Source organism: Amycolatopsis sp. NPDC043885 (genome assembly GCF_056435685.1).
In genome coordinates, this window is record NZ_JBWKEA010000031.1 from 22,744 (window position 1) to 49,534 (window position 26,791).

The following is a 26,791-nucleotide window of genomic DNA, read 5'->3' on the forward strand; positions in this document are numbered from 1 at the left end:
CGCGCCCGGAAGACCTCGGAGCGACTGCTCGACGCCCGATGACGGAGCCCGGCTGCGTCAGCCGATTCGACAGGCACGCCCGGCAATCGCCCGACCACGTCGCGGTCTTCGAGCACGGCACCGGGCTCACCTACGGCCGGCTCGCCGGGCTCGCGGGCGGCCGCGCGCTGCGGTTACGCGACGCCGGTGTCCGGCCGGGGGAGCGGGTCGGGCTCGTCACCGGGCATGGCAGCGCCGCGATCGCGGCGATCCTCGGCACCCTCGCCGCGGGCTGCACCTACGTCCCGCTGGACCCGACCTTCCCCCGGGAGCGTCTCGAGTACCAGCTCACGGCCGCGCGGGTGACCGCCGTGCTCGCGGATCCGGAGTACGTCGAGCTGGCAGAGTCCTTGTGCGGCACCGGATCCGTGCGGCTTGTACGCGCGGGCACGGAAACCGCGCCGCTCCCGGTGCCGGAAGCCGATCCGGACGGCTTGGCGTACGTGCTGTTCACCTCCGGGTCCACCGGCCGTCCGAAGGCCGTCGCGCAGACCCACCGCAACCTCCTGCACGTCGTAGACAACCAGATCACCGCCCTCGGCATCACCGCGGCCGACCGGCTCAGCCTGCTCGCGTCGTTCGGCTTCGACGCGGCGATCCCGGACCTCTACCCGGCACTGCTCACCGGCGCCGCGCTCGTACCGGTCGACCTGCGCGCGCACGGCCTCGCCCACGCCGCGCGCGAGCTGGCCCGGCACGAGGTGACCGTCTACCACTCGACGCCCACGGTCTACCGGCACCTGCTCGACGTCCTCGGCGAGACCGGCCTCCCGTCCGTGCGGACCGTGCTGCTCGGCGGCGAGCAGGCGACCCACTCCGACGTACGCCGGGGCCGGTTCGCGCCGGAGTGTGTGTTCGTCAACGGCTATGGCGCCACCGAGGTGACCTTCGCCGCGCACTACCGGACGACCGCCGCCGAGCTGGACCCGGACGCCGACGGGCCGCTGCCGATCGGGCACGCGCTGCCCGGGTTCACGCTCACCGTGCTGGACAGCGGCGAACTCGAAGTGCGCGGGCGGCATCTCGTCGACGGCTACCTTGACCAGCCGAGCCCGGCGTTCGGGGTGACCGCCGACGGCGACCGTCGTTACCGGACCGGCGACCTCGGCAGGCTGCTGTCGGACGGGAACCTCGTCTGCCTCGGACGGCTCGACCGGCAGGTCAAGGTCCGCGGCTTCCGGGTGGAGCTGACCGAGATCGAGGCCCGGCTCGCCGAACAGCCCGGCGTGGGCGAAGCCCGCGCGATCGTGCGCGACGGCGACCTGCTCGCCTACGTGACCGCGTCCGGCTCGCGTCCGGACGGCCGGGCGCTGCGGGCCGCGCTGGCGGACGTCCTGCCCGGCTATTCGGTCCCCGCGGCCGTCGCGGTGCTGGACGGTTTTCCGCTGACCGTAACGGGAAAACTCGACGAACGGGCGCTGCCGGACCCGCGGACGGCCGCGACCGTCCCGGCCGAGCGGCTGACCCCGGCCGAGGAACGCGTGCACCGGATCTGGTGCACGGTGCTGGGCCGTGACCGGGTCGGGCGCACCGAGGCGTTCTTCGACGCCGGCGGCGACTCGCTGCGGCTCGGCCGGGTGCAGGCGCGGCTGGCCGACGAGTTCGGGGTGGACGTCCCGCTGCTCGTCCTGTTCGAGCGCACGACGATCGCCGGGCAGGCCGCCTGGTTCACGGAGTCCACTTCGGACACTCGACCGCCGCCTGCCGCGGAGGAGCGGGCCGGGGATCTCATCGCCGTCGTCGGGCTGGCCTGCCGGTTCCCCGGCGCGCCGGACGCCGCCTCGTTCTGGTGGAACCTCTGCGCGGGCGTCGACTCGATCCACGACTACACCGACGAAGAGCTGGCGGCGCTGGGCATCGGGCCGGGCCTGCGTGCCGACCCGGCATACGTGCGGGCGGGCGGCCGGATCGACGGTGTCGAGGAGTTCGACGCCGGGTTCTTCGGGTTCACCGCCGACGAGGCCGCGCGGACCGACCCGCAGCACCGGCTTTTCCTCGAAACGGCGTGGCAGGCGCTGGAGGACGCGGGACGCGACCCCGCCGCCGAGACCGGCCCGGTCGGGGTGTTCACGGCCGCCTCGGTGAACCGCTACTTCCTGTTCCACCTGTTCGGCAATCCGGCGGTGACCGGTGACGTCGACCCGGACGACTGGGAGGGGCGGCTGACCGGCCGCCAGCTCGCCGATCATTTACCCGGCCAGGTCGCATACCGGCTGGGGCTGACCGGGCCGGCGGTGGCCGTGCAGAGCGCGTGCTCCAGCTCGCTCGCGGCGGTGGCGCTGGCCGTGCAGAGCCTCGCGGACTACCGGTGCGACGTCGCGCTGGCAGGCGGGGCGAGCGTGACGTGGCCGCGGTACCGCAGTGGCGGGCTCGCCTCCCCGGACGGCCGGTGCCGCGCGTTCGACGTCGGCGCGGCGGGTGCCGGGTTCAGCTCGGGCGCCGGGGTGGTCGTGCTGCGGCGGCTGGCGGACGCACTCGCCGACCGCGACCACGTCTACGCTGTGCTGCCCGGCTGGGCGATCACGAACGACGGCCCGGACCGCGCGGGCTACGCCGTGCCGGGACCGGCCGGGCAGGCGGCAGCGGTGGCCGAGGCGCTGGCCGTCGCGGAGGTCGCTCCGGACGAGGTCGCGCTGCTCGAAGCCCACGGCAGCGGCACCCCGCTGGGTGACGCGATCGAGGTGGCCGCGCTCAACCGCGTCTACGGGGACACGCTGCCGGAAACGTGTGCGCTGGGCTCGGTGAAGACGAACATCGGGCACCTCGACGCGGCCGCCGGTATCGCCGGGCTGATCAAGGCCGTGCTGTCCGTACGGCACGGAGTCATCCCGCCGAGCCTGCACTTCACGGCCCCGCACCCGGAGGTCGACCTGGCGGGCGGACCCTGGTACGTCCCGGCGAAGGCCACCGACTGGCCCGCCCGCGAGCGGCGGGTGGCCGGGGTCAGCTCGTTCGGCATGGGCGGCACGAACGTGCACGTGATCGTGGAGGAGGCCCCTGCCGTCCCACCACGGCAAGCGGCGAACGGTCCGTTCGTATTGCCGGTGTCCGCGCGTGACGCGAAAGCGTTGCGCGAGGCGGTATCCCGGCTGCGCGACCGGCTCGCCACGGACGCGCCGGACCTCAGGGACGTGGCGTACACGCTATCGGTGCGGCGGGCTTTCGCGTGCCGGGCCGCCGTGGTGGCGGACTCGGTCACGTCGGCGGTCGCCGCGCTCGATGCGTTGCTGGCGAACGGAACCGACGTCGAGGGCCCAACCGGGGCGGAGCGAGACCTGGCTGCCCACTGGGCCGGAGGCGGCGAGATCGAATGGATAGCGGACGGCGATCCCGGCCGCGTCCCCTTGCCGGGTTATCCGTTCCAGCGGGAGCGGCACTGGATCGAGCCACCGCATCACCACACAACCGACCAGGAGACCCCTCGGTGACCGACACCTTGCCCGTCGTGGGAGGCCATGGCCCGCCACTGTCCTATCCGGACACCACGATCACTGGGCTGATCCTCGCCCAGGCCGCGCGCACCCCGGATGCCGTCGCCGTCCGGCAGGGTGACGCCCGGCTCACCTACCGCGAACTGGTCGCGTCGGCGACCGGCGTCGCCCGGCTGCTGTGGGCCCGGGGTGCCGGGCCCGGCACCCGCGTCGGCGTCTGCGCCGACCGGCGGCCGGAGCTGATCTCGACCGTCGTGGGCGTGCTGCTGTCCGGGGCCGCCTACGTGCCGCTCGAACCCGGCGGCCCGAAGGCGCGGCTGGCCGAGATCGCCGCGGACGCCGGGGTCTCCCTCGTCGTAGGTGATTGTGCGCGGGCCGAATTCGGTGCCACGGAAGGCATCGAGGCCGTTGACGTACCCCCGCCCGCGGACGGCCCTGTCGAGTGCCCCGCCGGTCCGGACGACCTCGTCCACCTCCTCTACACCTCCGGCTCCACCGGTCGTCCCAAGGGCGTGCTGACCAGTCACCGCAACGTGGTCGCGTTCGTCACCGGGTTCGCCGCCGCCCTCGGGATCCGGCCCGGCGCCCGGGCGCTCGGCATCGCCTCGCCCGCCTTCGACGCCTTCACCATGGACGTGTTCGTCCCGCTGGTGAACGGCGGATCGGTCCAGCTCACCGGCACCGCCGACCGGGCCGACCCCGAGCGGCTGCGGCGGTTCCTCGTCGAGCACGACGTCGAGTGGGGCTTCGTCACGCCGACGCTGCTGTCCATGGTGGACCCCGCGGCCGTGCCCGGCTGGCGTGTCATCGCCTGCGGCGGCGAGCCGGTGCCCGCGGAGCTCGCCGCGCGCTGGCTGCCGGGACGGCGGTTCTTCAACGCTTATGGCCCGACCGAGACCACCGTCGTGGTCGTCACCGACGAGGTCACCGGCATGCCCGCCGATCCGCTGCCGCTCGGCCGCCCGACGCCGAACCACCGGGCGTACGTCGTGGACGCCGAGCTGCGGCCGGTCGCGCCGGGCGAGATCGGCGAGCTGCTCATCGGCGGACCGGGCCTCGCGCGTGGCTACCTCGGCAGCCCCGAGCTGACCGCCGCGAAGTTCGTCGACGACCCGATGACGCCGGGGGAACGGCTCTACCGCACCGGTGACCTGGCCCGTGAGCTGCCCGACGGCCGTCTCGAGTTCGCCGGCCGCGCCGACCGCCAGGTGAAGGTCCGCGGCCAGCGGATCGAGCTGGGCGAGGTGGAGGCCGCGCTCGCGACTCACCCGGACGTCGTCGCCGCCGCCGTGGCAGCCGTCCCCGGGCAGGGCGGCACCCGGCTGGTGGCGTTCCTGGCACCGGCTTCCGCACCGTCCGATGTGGACGCACTCGGCCAGGACCGGCTCACCGCGGCGATGCGCCCGGCCGCGGTCCGGGTGCTCGACCGCCTGCCGGTCAACCCGGTCACCGGCAAGATCGACCGGCCCGCGCTGCGCGACCTGGCCGAAGCGGTGCTGGCGGGACGACGGGAGGACCTCGGCCCGCTCGGCACCTCGGCCGAACGCGCGGTCGCGGCCATCTGGCGGCGAGTGCTCGGTGACGGCGCGGGGACGGATTTCCTGGCCTCGGGCGGGAATTCGATCGCCGCGATGCGCCTGGTCGCGGCGCTGCGGGCGGAGCTGGCCGCCGACGTCGCCACGGAGGACGTGCTCGCGAGCGGCACTCTCGACGGGCTCACCCGGCGGGTCGCGGCCGCGCCGCCGCTGACCGGACCGGGGCTGACCACCGGGCACGCGCCCGCGCTGTCCCCGCAGCAGCGGCGGCTGTGGTTCCTCGACCAGCTCGCCCCGGACGCCGCACCGTACAACATCGCGATGGCGTTCCGGCTGACCGGCGCGCTGGACGTCGGCGCCCTGCGCCATGCCTTGCGCGCGGTCGCCGAGCGGCACGACGTACTCCGCTGGCGGATCCGGGCCGTCGACGGCGCGCCGCTGGCGGATCTCCTGCCGCCGTCGGATGTTCCGCTGCCGGTGGCGCCGGTGACCGAGGACGGTCTGCGGTCCCGGCTGGCCGCCGACGCCGCGACACCGGTGCGCCTCGACCGCGAGGCTCCCTGGCGCGTAAGGCTTTACCGGCTCGGCGAGACGGAACACGTGCTCGGCTTCACGCTGCATCACGCGGCGTTCGACGGCTGGTCGCAGGACCTGCTGTGCGCAGACCTGTCGGCGGCCTACCGGGGTGAACCGCTGCCGCCGCCGGTGGCGTCCTATGCGGACTACGCGGTGTGGCGGGCCGGACGCGACGAACGCCGGGAAGCTGTGGACGTCGCCTGGTGGAGCGAACATCTCACCGGCGCACCGACCACAGTGGACCTTCCGCGTGACCGGCCGCGCCCGGCCGTGCAGACCTACCGAGGCGTGAGCCTGCGTCAGTCCTTTTCGGACGGCGTCGCCGAGTCGGTGCGGGCGCTGGCCGCCCGCACCGGCACGACACGCGCCGGGGTGCTGCTCGCCGCGTTCGGCCAGCTGCTGCGGCGGCTCACCGGCGCGACCGACCATCTGGTCGCCACGGTCGTCGCGGACCGGCAGCTCGCCGAGTGCCAGGAGGTCGCGGGGTTCTTCGTGGACATCGTGCCGGTGCGGCTGCGGGCCGACGACGCCGCGGACTTCGCGACGCACGTCCGTGATGGCGGCGCGGAACTCCTCGCCGCGACCGCGCATCCGGCCGCGCCGGTCGAACGGCTCGTCGAGGCGCTCGGCGTGCCCCGCGATCCCGCGCACGCCCCGCTCGTGCAGGTGATGTTCAACGTCCTGAACTTCACCGAGCCGCGGCTGGACCTGCCCGGCGTGCGGTCGGCGTGGCTGCCGGTCGACAAGCCTGGGTCGCCGTTCGACCTCACGGTGTACGTCCACGACGACGGCGTCGAACTGCTGTACAACCCGGACCTGTTCGACCACGCCCGGATGGCCGGGCTCGCCGAGGACTACGTCGCTCTGCTCGGCGCGCTGGCCGCGGCGCCGGACGCGGCGGTCGGGACGAGCGTGCCGGAGCTGCCGCGGGCGGACGTCCGCACGGCCGCGCCCGCCGCGACGACCCGCGTCCGGGCACGGCCGCCGTCGGTGGCCGCGGATCCGGCGGCGCTCGCCGCGACCGAGGCCGTGATCGCTCGTGCCTGGTGTGACGTCCTCGGCGTCGCCGAAGTCGGGCACACCGACAACTTCTTCGACGCCGGCGGGAATTCGCTCGCCTTGGCCAGGGTGCACGCCCAGGTCACCGCCCGGCTCGGCCGCCGGATCCCGATGGTCGACCTGTTCACCCACCCCACTGTCCGCGCCCTCGCCGCGCACCTGCACTCCGGCGGCGCAGCTGTCCCGGAACTGGCCCGCGCCGCCGAGCGCGTCGCCGCCCGCCGAGGCCGGACCCAGACCAGAAGACCCCGTCGCACCGCCGGCCCGGCCGGCTCCTGATAGGAGCACCACCGTGAACCACCTCCCCGAAACCGGCACCGGCGATCCCGGAGCCGAACCGATCGCGATCGTCGGACTCGACGTGCGCGTGCCCGGCGCGCGTGACGCGCGGCAGTTCTGGCGCAACCTCGTCGACGGCGTCGAGTCGATCGTGCCCGCCACCCGCGAGGAGATGATCGCCCGCGGCGCCGCACCGGACACAGTGGACGATCCGAGCTGGGTGAACGCCACCGCCGTGGTCGACGGCTTCGACGAGTTCGACGCGGAGCTGTTCGGCATGACCAGCCGCGAGGCCGAGATCACCGACCCGCAGCATCGGCTGTTCCTCCAGTCGTGCCACGCCGCGCTCACCGACGCGGGCTACGACCCGGCCCGCTTCGACGGCGCGATCGGCGTCTACGGCGGGTCCGGGGGCACCGGATACCTGACCGAGAACCTGATGCGCAACGAGCGGCTCCTCGCCTCGCAGCACGGCGGGATCGGCATCTCGACCGGCAACCAGCCGAGCTACTTGACGACCTCGGTGTCGTACAAGCTCAACCTGCGCGGTCCGAGTCTCGCGGTGTTCACCGCCTGCTCGACGTCCCTGGTGGCGGTGCACCTCGCCTGCGAGGCGCTGCGCAACGGCGAGTGCGACATGGCGCTGGCCGGTGGGGTCAACGTGGAAATGCCGCACGGCGTCGGCTACATGGGTGTCGACGGCTTCACCTCGCCGGACGGCCACGTGCGCGCGTTCGACGCGGGCGCCAACGGCACGGTCTGGAGCAGCGGCGTCGGGGTCGTGCTGGTGAAGCGGCTGTCGCAGGCGATCGAGGACGGCGACCACATCCGGGGTGTCGTGCTGGGCAACGCGATCAACAACGATGGCGCCACCAAGGTCGGTTTCTCCGCGCCCAGCGTGTCCGGGCAGACGGAGGCGATCGCGCAGGCCGTCGGCATGGCCGGTGTCGATCCGCGCACCATCGGTTACGTCGAGGCGCACGGCACCGGAACCGCGCTGGGTGACCCGATCGAGATCACCGCACTGTCCACTGTGTACGGGGACAGGGTCGCGGACACCGGCTGGTGCGCGATCGGCTCGGTGAAGTCCAACATCGGCCACCTGTCGCAGGCGGCGGGCGTGGTCTCGCTGATCAAGGCCGTGCTCGTCATGGAGCACGGGCTGATCCCGCCGACCATCAACTATCACGAACCCAACCCGGGGATCGACTTCCCGGCGAGCCCGTTCTTCCCGGCGCGCGAGGTGACGAAGTGGGAGGCGGGCCGGGTGCCGCGGCGGGCGGGCGTCAGCTCGTTCGGCGTCGGCGGCACCAACGCGCACGTCGTGCTGGAGGAGGCGCCGAGTCCGCAGCGGTCCCGGACGCCGCATCCGGCGCATCTGCTGCGGGTGTCGGCCAACACCGCGGAAGCGCTCTCGGCCGCGGTCGACCAGCTCGCCGAGCGGCTGGCCGGGGACGTCGACCTCGACCTCGCCGACGTGGCGTACACCCTCGCCGCCGGGCGCACCGAGTACCCGCACCGCGCGGTCGTCGTCGCCCGTGACCCGGAGGACGCGGTCGACGGGCTGCGCGACCCCCGGCGCCTCGTGTCCGCACAGGCCGGGGAGACGAACGTGGCGTTCCTCTTCCCCGGGCAGGGTTCCCAATACGCCGGGATGGGCGCCGAGCTGTACGACGCCGAGCCGGTGTTCGCCGCGGCCGTCGACGAGTGCCTGCGGCTGCTCGAACCCGAGCTGCCGGAGCTGCGCGACCTGATCTTCCGGCCCGGCGGCGAGCAGGCGCTGCGGGAAACCCGCGTGACCCAGCCCGCGCTGTTCGTCGTCGAGTACGCGCTGGCGAGGCTGTGGCAGAGCTGGGGTGTGCGGCCCGCGGCGATGATCGGTCACTCGGTCGGCGAGTACGTCGCCGCCACCGTCGCCGGGGTCTTCACCCTGCCGGACGCGCTGAACCTGGTCGCCACCCGCGGCCGCCTCATGCAGTCGATGCCCGCCGGGGCGATGCTGGCCGTCCAGCTCGACGAGGAGAGCGTCACCTCGCGGCTGCCGGGCACGCTCGCGATCGCCGGGGTGAACGGGCCCGGCACGTGTGTCGTGGCCGGGCCGTCGGACGCGGTCGCGGATTTCGCGGCGACGCTCAAGGCCAGCGGCGTGCAGTGCCGCGAGCTGGTGACCTCGCACGCGTTCCACTCGCCGATGATGGACCCGATCCTCGCCGAGTTCACCGCGGCCGTCGCCGCCGTCACCCGCATCGCGCCCGCGCTGCCGTTCCTGTCGAACGTCACCGGCGACTGGATCACCGACGCCCAGGCCACCGACCCGGCCTACTGGGCCTCGCACCTGCGTCAGGCCGTCCGGTTCGGCGACTGCGTCAAGAACCTGTTCGCGCGCGGCGGCCGCTGGGCGCTCGTCGAATGCGGCCCGGGTCATCAGCTGTCCGGACTGTCCCGCGGCCAGGTCCCCAAGGGCATGCCCGCGCCGCAGCCGAGCCTGCCGGGCCGTACCGAGCGCATCGGCGACGTCGAAACACTGTACGGCGCGGCCGGTCTCTTGTGGACGAACGGGGTTTCCCTGGAACCGCGCATGTTCGGCGCGCCCGGCCACCGGGTGCCGCTGCCCGGCTATCCGTACGCGCGCAAGCGGTACTGGGTCGACCCGGACCCGATCACGGCTGCCCAGCCCGCGCGGTCGACCGGTCCGCTGCCGCTGTCCGAGTGGTTCGCGGTCCCGGCGTGGCGGCAGGCGGAACCGGACCTGAGACGCGAGCCCTTCGCGAACGCGCTCGTCTTCGCCGCTGACGACGTCTTGCCCGGTCTTCTGCGCGAGGCGGGTGTGACGGTCACCGAGGTGCGTCCCGGTGACGGGTTCGCCGCGACGGAGACCGGATTCACCGTCCGGCCCGGGGCCCGCGAAGACTACGACGCGCTCGTGGCCGCGCTGCCCGCCCGGCCCGAGCGGGTCGTCCACGCCTGGACGCTGGCCGGGGAAGAGCGCGGCATGGCCGCACAGGACCACGGGTTCTTCAGCCTGCTCAATCTTGTTCAGGCCTGGGGCGAGCCGGTGCGGATCGACGTGCTGAGTACCGGCACCGTCGACGTCACCGGCACCGATCTGAACCGCCCCGAGCACGCGACCCTCGCCGGCATCGCCCGGGTCGTGCCGCTGGAAGTCCCTGGCACGGTGGTGCGCCGGATCGATGTAGATCGCCCGCAGGACGCTGTCGCTGAGCTGTTCCGCCCCGCCGACGCGGCCGCCGAGGTCGCGCTGCGGGCCGGCCGTCGCTGGATACTCGACTATACCCAGCTCGCCCTGCCCGAGACCGCCGAACCGGTGCTGCGCGACGGCGGCCGGTACCTGATCACGGGCGGGACCGGCGGCATCGGCATCACGCTCGCCGAGGACCTCGCTCGCCGGGTGCGGGCGAAGCTCGTGCTGCTCACCCGCGCCGGGCTGCCGCCGCGGGCGGAGTGGGACGCGCACCTCGCCGCGCACGGCGGCACCGACCGTGCCGGGCGCGCGATGCTCGCCGTGCGGCGGATGGAGACCGCGGGCGCGGTAGTGCACGTCGTCGCCGCCGATGTCACCGACGCGGGGCGCCTGCGTGAGGTGCGTGAGCTGGCCGAGCGCGAGTTCGGCGGCCTCGACGGGATCGTGCACGCGGCCGGGTTGCCCGGTGATGGCGTCGCCGAGGTGAAGGAGCGGGCCGCGGCCGAGGCCGTGCTGGCCCCGAAGATCGCCGGGACGCTGGCTCTTGCCGAGGCGTTCGCCGACCTGCCGATGGACTTCGTCGCGCTGTGCTCGTCGATCACGGCGGTGACGGGCGGCATCGGGCAGGTCGACTACTGCGCCGCCAACAACTTCCTCGACGCCTACGCGCGGGGCGGCCACGGCTGGCGGGCGCGGCTCGTCTCGCACGCCTGGGGTGGCTGGGAAGAGGTCGGCATGGCCGCGGAAGTGGCCGCGCCGACCACGATCCGCACCACCCGGTCGCGGGCACTCGGCCCGGTCGAGCACCCGGTGCTCACCACGCGCACCGAGGACGGCGCGCACGGGCTCGTCTCGGCGGCCACGCACTGGCTGCTCGACGAGCACCGGATCGCCGGGGTGCCGGTGGTGCCGGGTACGGGACACCTGGAGACCGTCCGCGCGGCGGTGGCCGCGGCGCTGCCGAAGCCCGGTGACGGGCACGTCGTCGAGTTGCGGGACGTCGCCTTCCTGGAGCCGTTCGGCGTCCCGGACGGCGCCACCGCGGAGTACCGCGTGGAGTTCGACGGCGACGACTTCACCGTGAACAGCCACGTCGCCGGCGCGAGCCGGACCCACGTGCGCGGATCCGCCGGATGGGTCGAGGCGGGGCCGACGTCCACTGTGGACATCGAGGCGGTGACCGGGCGGACCGAGCCGATCGACGACGGGCACGGCTTCGGCACCGGCCGCACCAGCATGGTCACCTTCGGCCCGCGCTGGGCGGCGTTGCGCGAACACCGCATCGGCGCGGAGGAGGAGCTGGCCACGATCACGGCTCCCGACGCGGCGGCGGGTGACGCCGGCGCGTGGGGCCTGCACCCGGCACTGCTGGACGTCGCGACCGCGTTCGGCCGCGGCCGGGGGAGCGGCACCTACCTGCCGATGAGCTACGGCCGGATCGTCGTGCACGACGCGCTCCCGACGAGTTTCCGCAGCCACCTGCGCTACCGCGACTCCGGCGGCGACCAGGTGGTGGCGGCCGACCTTTCGCTGTGCGACGAGACCGGTCGCGTGCTCGTCACGATCGAGGATTTCGTGCTGCGCCAGGTCGATCAGGCCGCCGTCGGCGGCGGCCTGATTTCGGCGTCCACTGTGGACACTGTTGGGACGTCGACCGGGATCCGGCCGGTGGACGGCGCCGAGGCGTTCGTGCGGGCGCTGGCTCCCGGTCTCGGCGGGCAGGTGGTGATCAGCACCCTCCCGGTGCGGGAGCTGATCGAGCACCAGGTCACCGTCGAGGAGCTGGACGAACCCGACGAAGCGCCGGTGAAGGTGTCGGAGGACGACTACGTCGCCCCGCGCACCGAGCTGGAGGCCGAGATCGCCCGCCAGTGGACCGAGCTGCTCGGCGTGGAGAAGATCGGCGTGCACGACGACTTCTTCGCCCTCGGCGGCAACTCGCTGGTCGCCATCCAGCTCATCGCCCAGGTGCGCAAGGCCACCGGCACGCGGCTGGCGATGAAGACGCTGTTCGAAGCGTCCACAGTGGCCACTCTGGCCGAGCGGATCGAGGAGCTGCGCGCCGGCAAGGCCGAGGCGCCGGACGAATCCGCCCGGACCACCATCCCGAAGCTCGAACGCTGAAGCGGTGGGTCAGGCCTCGTGAGTGGCAATGATCGTTCTAACCGTCATTACCACTCACGACCCCCTGGACCGACGCGGCACTTGCGCTTGACCTCTCACTGAACAGGAAATCATGAGCGACACGAAGGAATGGACGTTCCCGGCCTCGTTCGGGCAGGAGCGGATCTGGCTGTCCGGCCAGCTCGACCCGGCGTCCCCGGTGTACAACCTGCACTGCCAGGCCAGGCTGGACCGCCCGCTGACCGCGGAGCAGTGGCGCGCCGCGCTCGGCGTCATCGTCGGGCGGCATGAGGCGCTGCGCACGTCGTTCCGCATGGAGGGCGGCGCGCTCATGCAGGTGGTGCACGCAGAGGTGCCGATCGAGCCCGAGGTGCACGACCTGCGAGACCTGCCCGCCGACGCCCGTGAAGACCGGCTCGCCGAACTCGTCGGTGGTGTGTCGCGCGGGGCCATCCCGCTCGACTCGCCGCCGCCGTGGCGGGCCCAGGTGTGCCGCATGGCCGACGCCGAGTGGGTGCTCACGTTCGTCGTGCACCACACCGTGTTCGACGCAGGCTCGGTGCTGGTGCTGGGGGCCGAGCTGGGCGAGGCGTGCGACGCCGTGTTCGAGGGCCGCGAGCCGAAGCTGCCCGAACTGGCCATCCAGTACCCGGACTTCTCGGCCTGGCAGCGCGGGCAGCTCGAAACGTCCAGCGAGCAGCTGGACTACTGGCGCAAGCAGCTCGCCGGGCTGCCGCCGGTGCACGGCCTGCCCACTGACCGGCCGCGGCCCGCGGAGCTGACGTTCGCCGGTGACCAGGTGCACTTCACCCTGCCGGACGGTCTGATCGACCGGGTCGGTGAGCTGGGCCGGGAGCTGTCGGCGTCGCCGTTCATGGTGCTGCTGGCCGGCTACTCGGCGCTTCTGTCGCGACTGTCCAGAGCGGACGACATCGTCGTCGGCGTCCCGGTCGCCGGCCGTGACCTTCCCGAGCTGGCCGACCTGATCGGCATGTTCGTCAACCAGATGGCCGTGCGAGTCGACTGCTCGGGCGCGCCCGCGTTCACCGAGCTGGTCGGCCGGGTCCGGTCCACGTTGCTGGAGGCGATCGACCACAGCCAGGTGCCGTTCCAGGCGGTCGCCGAGGCGGTCGGGGCCGAGCGCGATCCCGGCGTGCAGGCGCTGTACCAGCTCGGGTTCAACTTCCTGCCCGACTCGGGGCTGGAGCCGATCCGTTCGGCCACCGCGAAGGACGACATCGCGATCGACCTGACCGCCGTGGACGGCAGGCTCGTCTACCGCACCGACCTGTTCGACCGCGAGACCGCCGAAGCCATCGCCGAGCGGTACGTGCGGCTGCTGAGCGCGGCGGTCGCCGATCCGGCCCGGTCGGTCGCGGATCTGCCGCTGCTGTCGGACGCCGAGCGCGAGCTGGTCCTGACCGGGTGGAACCCGACGGAACTGTCCACTCCGGACACCAAGACGGTGCACGCCCGTTTCGAGGAACAGGCCAGGCGTACCCCGGACGCGCCCGCCGTCGACTTCGGCGGAGTTCTCCTGACGTATGCCGAGCTGAACACGCGAGCCAACCGCGTCGCGCACCGGCTGCGCGAGCTGGGCGCCGGTCCCGGCACCGTCGTCGGCGTGTGCGTGCCGAACTCGGCGGATCTGCTGACCGGCGTGCTCGGGGTGCTGAAGAGCGGCGCGGCCTACGTCCCGCTCGACCCGGCCAACCCGGCTCCCCGGCAGGCGCTGATCCTCGCCGACGCGGGTGTCCCGTTCGTGCTGGTCTCCGGAGAGTCCACTTTGGACACCAAGACGCTGGCCCTCGACGACCCGGCCGAGTGGTCCGCCGCGGCCACCGAGGACCCGGACCCGACGGCCGGGCCGGGCGACGTCGCCTACGTGATCTACACGTCGGGCTCGACCGGGCGGCCCAAGGGCGTCGAGGTCGAGCACCGGGCCGTCGACACCTACCTGGCGTGGGCGCGCGAGGCGTACCCCGGCCTGGCCGGACGGGCGTTGCTGCACACGTCGCCGTCGTTCGACCTCACCGTGACGACGCTGCTCGGCACCCTCACCGCCGGGGGCGCGGTGGTCGATGGCGGACGCCCGACGTTCGTCAAGGCGACCCCGACACACCTCGCCGTCCTCGCCGAGGAGCTGTTCCCGACGGGTGAGCTGGTGCTCGGCGGTGAGGCGCTGACCGCCGAGGCCGTCCAGCCGTGGCGGGGTCGGCACCCCGGCACGCTCGTCGTCAACGAGTACGGCCCGACCGAGGCCACCGTCGGCTGCGTCGTGCACCGGGTCGAACCTGGGGACGAGCTGCCGTCCGGGCCCGTCCCGATCGGCCGTCCGGTGCCCGGCACCCGCGTGTACGTCCTCGACGAACGGCGGCAGCCGGTGCCGCCGGGCGTCCCGGGCGAGTTGTACATCGCCGGGTCGCAGCTCGCCCGCGGCTACCTCGGGCTGCCGGATCTGACCGCCGAAAAGTTCACCGAAGGTCCGTACGGCCGGATGTACGCGACCGGCGACCTCGCCCGCTGGCGCCGCGACGGCACGCTCGACTACCTCGGCCGCGTCGACGAGCAGGTGAAGCTGCGCGGCTACCGCATCGAGCCCGGCGAGGTCGAAGCGGCGCTGCGTGAGCTGCCGGAGGTGCGCGACGCGGCCGTGGCGGTCCGCGGTGACACGCTCGTCGGCTATGTCGTCGGCAGCACCGAGGGGGCGGCCGACGCCCTGCGGAAGACGTTGCCGGACTACCTGGTGCCGACCCGGTTCGTGACGCTCGAGGCGCTGCCGATGGCGGCCAGCGGCAAGCTCGACCGGGCCGCGCTGCCGGATCCCGAACCCGGCGAGACGCCGGCGTACGTCGCACCCCGGACCGCGGCCGAAGAACTCGTCGCCGAGGTGCTCGGCGAGCTGCTGGGCGTCGACGACCTCGGCGCGCACGACGACTTCTTCGCCCGTGGCGGCAACTCGCTGCTGGCGATCCGCGCGATGTCCCGGATCCGCAAACAGGTCGAAGTCGACATCCCGGTGCGGGGGCTGTTCTCCCTCACCACCGTCGCCGGGCTCGCCGCCGAGATCGAACGGCGGCTCGCCGAGGACCTCGACCAGCTCAGCGACGAAGAGGTCCAGCGTCAGCTGGCCGAAGGCGAGCTCTCATGACCGCGATCGACGAAACCAGCAGCGCGGCCGCGCGCCGGGCCCTGCTCGAACAGCGGCTGCGACGGCGCACGGAGCGGGCCGCGACCATCACGCCGCGCCCCGCCGACGCCGTCGTCCCGCTTTCCTATCAGCAGGAACGCGTCTGGTTCATGGAACAGTTCGCGCCGGGCACCGGGTCGTACCACATCCCGGTGCCGATCCGGCTGACCGGCAGGCTCGACGTCGCCGCGCTCCAGTCCGCTTTGGACACCCTGCCCGCTCGGCACGAGGCGCTGCGGATGCGCTTCCCGGAGGGGGACGACGGACAGCCGACCGTCCACATCGAACCTTCGGTCTCGGTTGATTTGTCCATAGTGGATGCGGGAACTGAGGAAGCCGCCCGCGCCGCCGTCGACGCCGCCGCGGCCGAGACGTTCGACCTGGCGACGGGCCCGCTCCTGCGGGCGACACTGGCCCGGGTGTCCGACGAGGAGCACCTGCTGGTCTTGTGCACGCACCACATCGTGGGTGACGGCTGGTCGGTCGACCTGTTGCTGCGTGACCTCGCCGCGCAGTACCACGCTCTGAGCACCGGCGGCACGGCCCAGCTGCCCGCGCTGAGCATCGGGTACGGCGACTTCGCGCACTGGCAGCGCCGCACGCTCACCGGTGGCGAACTCGACCGGCAACTGGAGCACTGGAAGGCACAGCTCGCCGGGGTCGAGCCGCTGGAGTTGCCCACCGATCGGCCCCGGCCCGCCAAGCAGAGCTTCGACGGCGCGATCCACGAGTTCTTCGTCGAGCGCGACCTCGCCCGCGCGCTCGGCGAGCTGAGCCGTGAGCACGGCGTCACGCTCTTCATGACCCTGCTGGCTGCCTACCAGGTGCTGCTTTCGCGGTACTCGGGCCAGGAGGACTTCGCGATCGGCTCGTCGTCGGCCGGACGCGGCCTGCCCGAGCTGGAGGGCGTGGCGGGCATGTTCATCAACATGCTGCCGCTGCGTGCCCAGCTCGCGGGTGACCCGACGTTCGCCGAGCTGCTCGAACGCACCCGGCGGCACGTGCTGGACGCGTTCGAGCACGCCGACGTCCCGTTCGAACGGCTGGTGAACGCGCTCGGCGTGCCCCGCGACGTCAGCCGCTCGCCGGTGTTCCAGGCGATGTTCGTGCTGCAGAACTACGAGATGGGCCGGATGGGCGCGGCCGGTGAGTCCGAAGTGGACTTCCGCTGGCTGCCGATGGACCTGCCCGCTACCCGGTTCGACTTCGAGTTCCACGCGATCGAGGTCGAACGCGGGCTGATCGGCAAGCTCGTATACAACACCGCGCTGTTCACCCCGGACACGGTCGACGGGATGGCCGGGCGGCTGGTCACGCTGCTGCGCTCGATCGTCGCCGACCCGGACCGGCGACTGTCCGAAGTGGACATTCTCGACGCCGCACAGCGCGAACTCGTCCTGGAGCGCTGGAACGACACGACCGCCGAGTTCCCGCAGACCACGCTGCACGTCCTCGTCGAGGAGCAGGCCGCCCGGACCCCGGACGCGCCCGCGGTGACCTTCCGCGGTGCGTCGCTGACCTACCGCGAGCTGGACGAGCGGGCCAACCGGCTCGCGCACCGGCTGCGTGGGCTCGGCGTCGGACCGGGCGTGCTCACCGGTGTGTTCGCGGAGCGGTCTTTCGAGCTGGTCGTCGCGCTCCTCGGCGTGCTGAAGGCCGGTGGCGCGTACGTCCCGCTCGACCCGGAGTACCCGGCCGACCGGCTGGCGTTCATGCTGCGGGACGCGGCCGCGCCCGTCGTCGTGACGCAGGCGGCGTTGCGTGAAACACTGCCGCCGGGGGACGCGACCGTCGTCGTCCTGGACGACCTCGCCGAGACGGCCGGGCAACCGGGCACCCCGCCTGAGCCGCTTGCCGGACCGGATGACCCGGCATACGTCATCTACACTTCGGGCTCCACCGGTCAGCCGAAAGGCGTGCCCAACGGTCACCGCGGCATCGTCAACCGGCTCGACTGGATGCAGCGCGCGTACCGCCTCGACCACACCGATTCGGTGTTGCAGAAGACCCCGGCCGGTTTCGACGTGTCGGTCTGGGAGTTCTTCTGGCCGCTGATCACCGGTGCGCGGCTCGTGCTCGCCGAACCCGGCGGCCACAAGGACGCCGCGTACCTGCGTGAGCTGCTCGCGTCCGAGAGCATCACCACCGCGCACTTCGTGCCGTCGATGCTCACGCTTTTCCTGGCCGAACAAGGCGTCGAGACCTGCACGGCGCTGCGGCGGGTCGTGTGCAGCGGCGAGGAGCTGCCGCTCGACGCGGCCCGCGAGTTCACCCGGCGGCTGCCGGACTGCGAGCTGCACAATCTCTACGGCCCGACCGAAGCCGCCATCGACGTCACCGCCTGGCACTGCACGCCCGCCGCGCTCGCCGACGTCGCGTCGGTGCCGATCGGAGCGCCGATCCAGAACATCCGGATCTACGTGCTCGACCGTGCCGGGCGGCCCTGCCCGGTCGGCGTGCCGGGCGAACTGCACATCGCCGGCGTCGGCCTCGCCCTGGGGTACCACAACCGCCCGGAGCTGACGGCGGAGCGGTTCGTACCCGACCCGTTCCACAGTGGACGGATGTACCGCACCGGCGACCTCGCGCACTGGCGCCCGGACGGGACGATCGCGTTCCTCGGCCGGATCGACCACCAGGTCAAGCTGCGCGGCCTCCGCATCGAGCTGGGGGAGATCGAGACGACCTTGCGCGCCCAGCCGGGTGTGCGCGACGCCGCGGTGATCGTCCGCGAGGACACGCCGGGGGACAAGCGGCTGGTCGGGTACGTCGTGGGCGACGCTGATCCCGGCACGCTGCGGACGGCGCTCAAGCAGAGCCTTCCGGACTACATGGTCCCGCCGTCGTTCGTCGCGCTCGACGAGCTGCCGCTCACCCCGAACGGCAAGCTCGACCGCAAGGCACTCCCCGCTCCGGTCGCGTCCCGGGACGCGACCAAGGAACTGGTCGCGCCGTCGACCCCGGTCGAGACCCTGCTGGCCGAAATCTGGCGGGACGTGCTCAAAGTGGACGAGCTGGGCGTCGACGACGACTTCTTCGACCTCGGCGGCCACTCGATGCTGGCCACCCAGGTGGTGGCACGGATCGGCAAGGCGGGCGCCGGGCAGGTCGGCGTCATGGACCTGTTCCAGCACCGCACGATCCGCGAGCTGGCGTCCTTCATGGACGATGACGCCACCGACCGGCCGCGGCATCTGCTGTACGAGCTGACCAAGCCGACGACGCAGCGGACGCTGACCTACGTCTGCTTCCCCTACGGCGGCGGCAGCGCGATCGTGTACCAGCCGCTGGCCGACGCGCTCCCGGCGGGCTACTCGCTCTACTCGGTCGCCATCCCCGGCCACGACGTCGGACTGTCCGAAGAGGCCCTGCCCTTCGACGACCTGGTCGAGCGGCTGGCCGACGAGATCCTCGACCGCGTCGACGGCCCGCTGGCCATCTACGGCCACTGCGGGGTCGGCAACGCACTAGCCGTCGCCGTCGCCCGGCTGCTCGAAGAGCGCGGCCGCGAGCTGGAGGTCGTCTACATCGGCGCGATCTTCCCGTTCGCCCGCATGAAGGGCCCGGTGGGCACGCTGCGCACCCGGCTGGAGAAGCTGCGCAGCAACCGGTACTACTCGAACTGGCTCAAGGGCATGGGCGTCGACACCGACGACCTCGACCCGGCGCAGGCCGACCGGATCATCACGAACATGCGCGCCGACAGCCGCGCCGCCGAGGAGTACTTCAGCGGCCTGCTCGACGCCCGCGTGGCCAAGCTGCGCGCGCCGATCGTGTCGGTGGTCGGCTCCGAGGACCCGGTCACCGACTACTACGCCGAGCGGTACCGGGAATGGGAGTTCCTCACCGACACCACCGCGCTCGTGGTGCTCGACCGGGCCGGGCACTTCTTCCTGCGCTACCGGGCCGACGAACTCGCGGAGATCGTCACGCGCGTGCATCCGGCGCTGGACGACCCCGGCGAACTCGACGTCCGGGTCCGCGGCGAAGACGCGGCCTGGGCGGTGCACGAGACCCACCGGGCGGACGTGGACGAGAAACCCGCGGTGCGGCCGAGCATGGCCCGGTTCGTCACCATCACGGTCGGGCAACTGGTGTCCTCGACCGGTTCGGCGCTGACGTCCTTCGCGGTGCCGATCTGGCTCTACACGCGCACGGGCTCGGTGGCCGACCTCGGCCTGCTGTGGGCGCTCGCGCTGCTGTTCGGCGTGCTCGTCCTGCCGGTGGCCGGCGCACTGGTCGACCGCGGCGACCGGCGGCGGATCATGATCGCGGCCAGCGGCATCGCCGGCGGGATCCAGCTGATACTGGCGTTGCTGCTGATCACCGGGCATGTCCAGCTGTGGTTGTTCTACGTGTTGATCCCGCTCGGGTCGGTGGCCGCTTCGTTCCAGCGCATCGCCTATCAGTCGTCGGTGGCTCAGCTGGTGCCGAAGCAGTATCTCGGGCACGCGATGGGTCTCGCGCAGCTGTCCACCGGTTTCGCCCAGTTGCTGATGCCGGTGCTCGCGGCCGGGCTGCTGGCGACGATTCAGTTGTCCGGCATCCTGATCCTGGACATGGCGAGCTACGCGTTCGCGATCGTGGGCCTGCTGCTGGTGCGGTTCCCGGACATGATGGGCTGGCGCCCGCGCGAACCGCTGCTGACGGCGATCGCAGGTGGGCTGCGGTACTCGTGGAACCACCGCGGTTTCCGCACGATGCTGCTGTACTTCGCGCTGGCGAACGTCTTCCTCGCTCCCGCGCTGGTGCTGGTCTCGCCGCTCGTGCTGTCGTTCGGCTCGGTCACCGACGTCGCGCAGGTGGCGCTGGCCGAGGCCATCGGCGCGGTGGCGGGTGGGATCGGGATGGCCTTGTGGGGCGGCCCGCGGCACCGCCGGATGGTCGGTGTGCTCGTCGGCAACATAGGGATCGCGCTCGGCAGCCTGGTGATGGGCCTGCGGCCGTCGCTGATCGTCGTCGCGGCCGGGGTGTTCCTCCTGGCCGCCGCGATGTCCGTGTCGCAGGGCATCTACGCGACGCTGGTGCAGGTCAAGGTGCCGCAGCGGTTCCACGGCCGGGTGTTCGCGATCAACCAGACGATCACCTGGTCCACGCTGCCGATCGGGTTCGCCGTGCTGGCGCCGCTGGCCGTCGGCTGGTTCTCGCCGCTGCTGGCACCGGGCGGCGCGCTGACCGGGTCGGTCGGCGCCGTGCTCGGCACCGGCGAGACCCGGGGCATCGGGCTCGCCTATGTCGTCTTCGCGCTGATCCTGCTGCTGATCAACGTGGGCGGGTTCTCGCTGCGGCGCCTGCGCCGCTTCGACACCGAGGTGCCCGATTCGCTGCCCGACGATCTGGTGGGGGCGCAGGAACGGGAGCGCAAGCTCGCCGGGAAGGAAGCCGCATGAGTACGGCAGTGCTGGTCAGGGAGGCCCGCGGACACTGGGTCGGCGAGGTCGCGCCGTCGATGCGGGCGGCCGGGCACCGCGTGGTGCTGCTCGCCCCGTCGATGGACGAGGCCGAGCGCGCCGCGCTGACGAACGTGGTAGACGACGTCGTCGCGCTCGACGACGTCCACGACCCGGAAGCCGTCGCGGCGAAGGTCCGGGAGATCGACGGCGGCGCGTTGGCCGGGATCTTCACCGGCTCGGACGGCGCCATCGCGAGCACCGCCCACGCCGCGGAACTGCTCGGGGTGGCGCGCTGCCCGGCGTCGGTGTTCGCCTTGTGCGCGAACAAGTTCGCGGTCCGGGAGGCGCTCGCCGCGGCCGGGCTGCCCGGGCCCGCGCACGCCCTGATCTCGTCGGCCGCCGAGGCGGTATCGGTCGCTTCCGCGGTCGGGCTCCCGGCGATCGTCAAACCGGTCAACGGGGCGGGCAGCAATCTGATCCGCGCGGTGTCCACTGTGGACGAACTAGCGGCCGCGTACGAGCTGCTGGCCGCGCGGCTGCCCGAGTCCGCGGATCCGCGCTACCACCGTCCATTGGGGACACTGGACCCTTCGGCGACATTCCTCGTCGAAGGATTGCTGTCCGGCCCGGAGTACGCGGTGGACGTGCTGGTCCGTGATGGGGTCGCCGAGCCGGTCGAGATCCTCGACAAGCCGCTGATCGACGAGCGGAAGTTCGAGCTGGCGCTGTCGTGCCCGCCCGCCGGGCTCACCGCCGACCGGGCCGAGCTGGTGACCGCCGCGGCGGTCACCGCCGTCCGCGCGCTGGGGCTCGACAACACCTGTGCCCACGTCGAGTTGATCGACGACGTCGACCGTGGCCCGACGATCGTCGAGGTCAACGCGGGCAGGCCCGCCGGCTCGATCATGCCGCTGCTGGCGAAGCTGCGCACCGGCATCGACGTGTTCGCCGAGCTGGCGGCGCTCGCGGTGGGCGCTCCGCCGCCGGTGCGGGAACCCGCGAAACTGCCCATCCCGCTGGGCATGCTGATCCTCTACGCGGCCGGTTCGGGCCGGTTGACCGGCATCGGCGGGCTCGACGAGATCGCCGAGCTGCCCGAGGTGATCGACGTCGTCACCACCGTCTCGCCGGGGGAGGTGCTCACCGACGAACAGGAGACCTACGCGGTCAACCTCGTCGTGGCCGGGTTCGCCGATCACGAGGACCTCGCCGACCTGCACGCGGAGGCGAGCAAGCTCGTCCGGCTCGAACTGGAGGAAGTGTGAAAACCGCGTTCGTGGTCTGCGAGACCGCAGGGCAGTGGATCGCCGACTTCGTGGCCGCTGTGCACGCGACCGGCCTGCGGGCCGAGCTGGTCACCCAACCCCTGGAACCGGCCGAGCAGGCACAGGTGGCGGAACTGGTGGACGGCATCGTCGTCGTCGACGACGTCCGTGACGCCGAAGCCGTCGCCGAGGCGATTCGGGTGCGGACCGTCAGTCCGGCCGGGGTGGTGACCGCCGCCGAGGGGATCATCGCGAGCGTCGCCCGTGCGGCCGAGCTGCTCGGGGTGGCGCGCTGCCCGGCGTCGGTGTTCACCGTGACGCACAACAAGTTCGCGGTCCGGCAGGCGTTGGGCGCGGCAGGGTTGCCGGGGCCACGCTGCGCGCTGATCTCGGCCGAGTCCGAGGCGGCGTCGGTGGCTTCGGCAGTCGGGCTCCCGGCGATCGTCAAACCGGTGAACGGCGCGGCGAGCAATCTCGTGCGTACTGTGTCCACAGTGGATGAACTGGCGGCGGCGTACCGGCTGCTGGCCGAGCGGTTGCCGCTGTCGGAGGACGCACGGTACCACCGGCTCGTCGGTGGCGGACCGGCGCCGATCGACCCGCTGAAGGTGTTCCTCGTGGAAGGCCTGCTGCGCGGTCCGGAGTACGCGGTCGACGTCCTGGTGCGCGACGGCGTCGCGGAACCGGTCGCCGTGGTGGAGAAGCCGCTGATCGACGAGCGCAAGTTCGAGCTGGGCATGGTCTGCCCGCCGCTCGAACTGTCCGAAGAGGACACCGGGCGGCTGTTCGCGGCCGCTACGGCCGCCGCGCTCGCCCTGGGTCTGGACAACACCTGCGCTCACCTGGAACTGATCGACGATGCCGAACTGGGCCCGACGATCGTCGAGGTGAACGCGGGCCGCCCGGCAGGCGGCGCCCAGCCGGTGCTGCTGAAGCTCGCGACCGGCATCGATGTCATCGCCGAAGCCGTGTCGCTGGCATTGGGCACGCCACCGCCCGCGCGAGGTGCGGGCCTGCCGGTGCCGGTGGGCTACCTGATCTTCTACGCCGAGGGCACCGGGCGGCTGATCCGCGTCGAGGGCACCGACGAGGTCGCCGGGCTGCCCGAGGTCCTGGAGGTCGTCACGATCGTGCGCCCCGGCCAGCTGCTCACCGACGACCAGGAGATCTACGCGGTGAACGTACTCGCCGCGGGGTTCGCCGACACCGAAGACCTCGCCGCGCTGCACGCCGAGGCCGCCAAGCTGATCCGATTCGAACTGGAGGAGTCATGACCGCCGAACTCGCGGCGAACCTCGACAGCGCCCACCACGTCGAGGGCAACGAACACACGGAGATCACCGTGTACGCGGCCACGGGTCTGGACTGGGTGCGCGCGCATCGCGAAGTGCTGCAGGGCCGGCTGCGCGAGCACGGCGCGATCCTGCTGCGCGGGATGCCTGCCGATCTGGCGGTGTTCAACCAGGTCACGGAGGAGATCGGCGGCTCGCTGCTGACGTACACGGAACGGTCGACGCCGCGGTCGGCGGTCTCGGGCAACATCTACACCTCGACGGAGTACCCGCCTGCCGAGTCGATCCCGATGCACAACGAGAACTCGTACTCGGCGCACTGGCCCGCCCGCCTGTTCTTCCTGTGCGACACCGCGGCCGAAACCGGCGGCGCGACGCCGATCGCCGACAGCCGCGCGATGTACCGCCTGCTGCCGGAGGACCTGCGGGAGCGCTTCGCGGGCGGTGTCACCTACACCCGGGCGTTCCGTGAAGGCCTCGGGCTGACCTGGCAGGAGGCGTTCCAGACCGACGACCGCCAGGCGGTGGCGGACTACTGCACCGGCAACGGGCAGACGTACGAGTGGACCGACGAGGGCCTGCGCACCCGGCACGTGCGCCCGTCGTTCGTCGCGGAACCGCACACCGGCGCGACGGTGTGGTTCAACCAGGCCAACCTGTTCCATGTCTCGAGCCTGGGGGAGGAGGTCAGCGAGGCGCTGCTGGAGCTGTACCCCGAGGAAGACCTGCCCCGCAACGCCTTCTTCGCCGACGGCTCGCCGATCCCGCAGGCGGACCTGGCCACGATCAAGGCGACGTACGACGAGGTCAGCTACGCGTTCCCGTGGCAGCCGGGCGACATCATGGTGATCAACAACATGCTGATGGCGCACGGACGCGAGCCGTTCACGGGCAAGCGGCGGACCCTGGTCGCCATGACCTGAGCCGCCTCAGGCCGCGGCGACGCTGGAGAAGGGTGACGCGCGGGTGCTGCCGTTGCGGCCTCGTGAGTGGTAAGGACGGTTATTGAGGGGTGAGGCAAAGGTGTCGGGTGCGGTGGGCGGTCCGCTCATGGCGGCCTTCGACACACGCCCAGACCATGTCGACGACGTAGCGAAGGCCTCCTTCCCTGCCTTCAGGGTAGGCAAGGAGGCCTTCACCACCACCTGGGTCGATCACTTCGGCTGACGGTGCGAAAGTGGCTTCGTAACACGCCACAGTTGCCTTACCCCTCAAGAGAACCGTCCTTACCACTCACGAGGCCGCCGGCCAGCGGCGGTGGTCCTGGTCGATGACGAACTCGTGGCTGTGCCGCCACGTGCCGTCGCCGGCCTGGACGGCGTCGGCGAGGTGAGCGGGGTCGATGGGCTCATGGTGGGTGTGTTCGAGAAGCAGGGGGTCGCGGCGTGGCCACGAGCGGATCGTGACGGCGAGCCCGAGTAGTGCGAGTGCGCCGAGAACGAGCCAGGTGGTGGTGAATCCGGCGGTGGTGGCGAGCCAGCCGGCGATGGGGTAGGCAAGCAGCCAGCAGGCGTGCGACAGCGAGAACTGGGCGGCGAAGATCGCGGGCCGGTCGCTGGGTTGGCTGGACCTGCGCAGGACCCGGCCGACAGGAGTGAGCACCAGTCCGGTGCCGAGGCCGATGATCGCCCAGACGGTGAGCGCGGCTCCCCAGCGCCAGTTGCCGGAGTCCGCGGTGGACAGTGCGATGGCGCCGGTCATTCCGGTGAGGAGGGTTCCGCCGCCGGAAAGCATGACGGTGCGTTCGGGGATCCGGTCGAGGGCGCGGGGGAGCAGGAGTGCGACCAGGATGGTGCCGATGCCGTTGCCTGCCAGGAGAAGCGCGACGTCGGCTTGGGACCGGCCGAGGGTGTCCTGGACGTAGTTGACCGTGTTGACCATGACGATCGAGCCGGCCGCGGCGACCACCAGGTCGAGACCGAGTGCTCCACGCAGGCGCGGGGTCGCGGTGAAGATCTTGATCCCGGCGAGGGTGCGGTCCCAGATTCCGCCGCGGTGACTGCGGGTCGCGTCGGGGATGCGGGTGCTCAGCACGAGCACGGCGGAGGCGACGAACCCGATCGAGGTGCCGGTGAACAACCAGTGGAAGGACACGAGGCTGAGCACGGCGGCGGCGAGCAGGGGACTGAGCAGGCTCTCCATCGTCGAGGCCAGCTGCGACAGCGAGAGCGCCTTCGTGTAGTCGCGTTCGTCGGGCAGGATGTCCGGGAGGGCGGCCTGGAAGGTCGGGGTGAACGACGCCGACGCGGATTGCAGGACCACGATCAGGACGTAGATCTGCCAGACCTGGTCGACGAAGGGCAGCGCGAGGACGACGAGCGCGCGGACAGCGTCCAGGCAAACGAGGAACAGGCGGCGTGGCACCCGGTCGGCGTAGGCCCCGGCGAGCGGCGCGACCGTGACATAGGTGATCATCTTGATCGCCAGCGCTGTTCCCAGCACCGCGCCGGCACTGGCCCCCGCCAAGTCGTAGGCCAGCAGGCCGAGCGCTACGGTCGTCAATCCAGTGCCGAACAGCGCGACCAGCTGTGCCCCGAACAGATGCCGGTAGTCCCGATGGCCGAACAACGACACGCTCCACCACTCCGCTCGCTCGAAGCCCCTTCCATGATAGGTGCTCATGTACGCACATGACGAATCAGGCGACCAGTGGACCCGGCTGCCTCCGGATGACCAGGTCGAGGCCGCGTCCACGTCGTTGCGGATGCTGGCCGATCCGACCCGGATGCGGATGCTGTGGCTGCTCAGTGGGGAGGAGTACGACGTCGCGTCGTTGTCGGCCGCGGTCGCCATCGCGCGTCCGGCGGTGTCCCAGCATCTGGCCAAGCTCAAGCTGGCCGGTCTGGTCACGCAACGCCGGGACGGCAGGCGGATCCTCTACCGCGCTCGTGGCGGGCATGTCCGGCGTCTCTTGGCGGAGGTCATGAACGCGGCCGACCACCATCTGCACGGGATCCCCGACCACGATTGAGCCACTGAGCGCTGAATCCCTGGCTCCGCGGATCAGGTCAACGGGCGGCCGCTCGGGGCTCGGCGTCGATGTGGTCGGCGTGGAAGAGGGCCTGCTTGAGCAGCCTGCCGACGTGCTCGTTCGCGGCGGAGTAATAGACGAAGGTGCCTTCGCGGCGGCCTTTGACCAGGCCGGCGAGCCGGAGTTTCGCCAGGTGCTGGCTGACCGCGGTGGGGGCGGCGCCGGCGAGTTCGGCGAGGCAGGCGACCGAGGATTCGCCCTGCAGTAGCGCCCAGAGGACCTTGATCCGGGTCGGGTCGGCCAGCAGGCGGAAGGACTCGGCGGCCAGGTGTACCTGCTCTTCGTTGGGCATGTCGAAGTCCGGCAGTGACGTGTGCATGCGGCGAGCATACCTGGCTGCCCAGCTTCTTGCGTATCTGCGTGACTGCGTATATA

The 26,791-nt window shown here is 72.1% G+C and carries 11 protein-coding genes; 9 read left to right on the plus strand and 2 right to left on the minus strand.

What is annotated here, in order from left to right:
- Nucleotides 1–38 precede the first annotated feature (38 nt).
- The 8 genes from AC069I_RS43350 (at nucleotide 39) to AC069I_RS43385 (ending at nucleotide 24,308) form a co-directional block, all read left to right on the plus strand.
- Complete coding sequence (locus AC069I_RS43350) at nucleotides 39–3,467, plus strand: non-ribosomal peptide synthetase (protein ID WP_478268003.1); 3,429 nt, start codon at nucleotides 39–41, stop codon at nucleotides 3,465–3,467.
- Nucleotides 3,464–6,919: an acyl carrier protein gene (locus tag AC069I_RS43355; protein WP_478268004.1), complete on the plus strand. Its 3,456-nt coding sequence runs from the start codon at nucleotides 3,464–3,466 to the stop codon at nucleotides 6,917–6,919. Before AC069I_RS43350 ends, AC069I_RS43355 begins: the two co-directional genes overlap by 4 nt.
- Nucleotides 6,920–6,932: 13 nt before the next feature.
- Complete coding sequence (locus AC069I_RS43360; RefSeq protein WP_478268005.1) at nucleotides 6,933–12,245, plus strand: type I polyketide synthase; 5,313 nt, start codon at nucleotides 6,933–6,935, stop codon at nucleotides 12,243–12,245.
- Between the two features lie 112 nt (nucleotides 12,246–12,357).
- Entirely contained in the window at nucleotides 12,358–15,396 is a 3,039-nt protein-coding gene (locus tag AC069I_RS43365; protein ID WP_478268006.1) for a non-ribosomal peptide synthetase, read from the plus strand.
- Nucleotides 15,393–20,825, plus strand: a complete 5,433-nt coding sequence (locus AC069I_RS43370; RefSeq protein WP_478268007.1) for a non-ribosomal peptide synthetase/MFS transporter — start codon at nucleotides 15,393–15,395, stop codon at nucleotides 20,823–20,825. Before AC069I_RS43365 ends, AC069I_RS43370 begins: the two co-directional genes overlap by 4 nt.
- Nucleotides 20,822–22,093 (plus strand): ATP-grasp domain-containing protein, encoded by a 1,272-nt coding sequence (locus AC069I_RS43375; RefSeq protein WP_478268008.1) that lies wholly within the window; start codon nucleotides 20,822–20,824, stop codon nucleotides 22,091–22,093. The genes AC069I_RS43370 and AC069I_RS43375 overlap by 4 nt, the downstream gene beginning before the upstream one ends.
- The gene (locus tag AC069I_RS43380; RefSeq protein ID WP_478224601.1) at nucleotides 22,090–23,367 is read left to right on the plus strand and encodes an ATP-grasp domain-containing protein; all 1,278 of its coding nucleotides are present in this window, start codon (nucleotides 22,090–22,092) and stop codon (nucleotides 23,365–23,367) included. The genes AC069I_RS43375 and AC069I_RS43380 overlap by 4 nt, the downstream gene beginning before the upstream one ends.
- Nucleotides 23,364–24,308, plus strand: a complete 945-nt coding sequence (locus AC069I_RS43385; RefSeq protein WP_478224600.1) for a TauD/TfdA family dioxygenase — start codon at nucleotides 23,364–23,366, stop codon at nucleotides 24,306–24,308. Before AC069I_RS43380 ends, AC069I_RS43385 begins: the two co-directional genes overlap by 4 nt.
- A gap of 310 nt (nucleotides 24,309–24,618) precedes the next feature.
- Here AC069I_RS43385 and AC069I_RS43390 read toward each other — a convergent pair whose 3' ends face one another.
- On the minus strand, nucleotides 24,619–26,007 hold the full coding sequence (locus AC069I_RS43390; protein WP_478268009.1) for an MFS transporter: 1,389 nt from the start codon (nucleotides 26,005–26,007) through the stop codon (nucleotides 24,619–24,621).
- On the opposite strand from AC069I_RS43390, the gene AC069I_RS43395 reads away from it, so the two are divergent.
- Nucleotides 26,006–26,356, plus strand: a complete 351-nt coding sequence (locus tag AC069I_RS43395; protein ID WP_478268010.1) for an ArsR/SmtB family transcription factor — start codon at nucleotides 26,006–26,008, stop codon at nucleotides 26,354–26,356. The two genes, AC069I_RS43390 and AC069I_RS43395, sit on opposite strands and share 2 nt — an antisense overlap.
- A gap of 37 nt (nucleotides 26,357–26,393) precedes the next feature.
- Here AC069I_RS43395 and AC069I_RS43400 read toward each other — a convergent pair whose 3' ends face one another.
- Nucleotides 26,394–26,735, minus strand: a complete 342-nt coding sequence (locus tag AC069I_RS43400) for an ArsR/SmtB family transcription factor (protein ID WP_340681308.1) — start codon at nucleotides 26,733–26,735, stop codon at nucleotides 26,394–26,396.
- Between the last annotated feature and the right edge of the window lie 56 nt (nucleotides 26,736–26,791).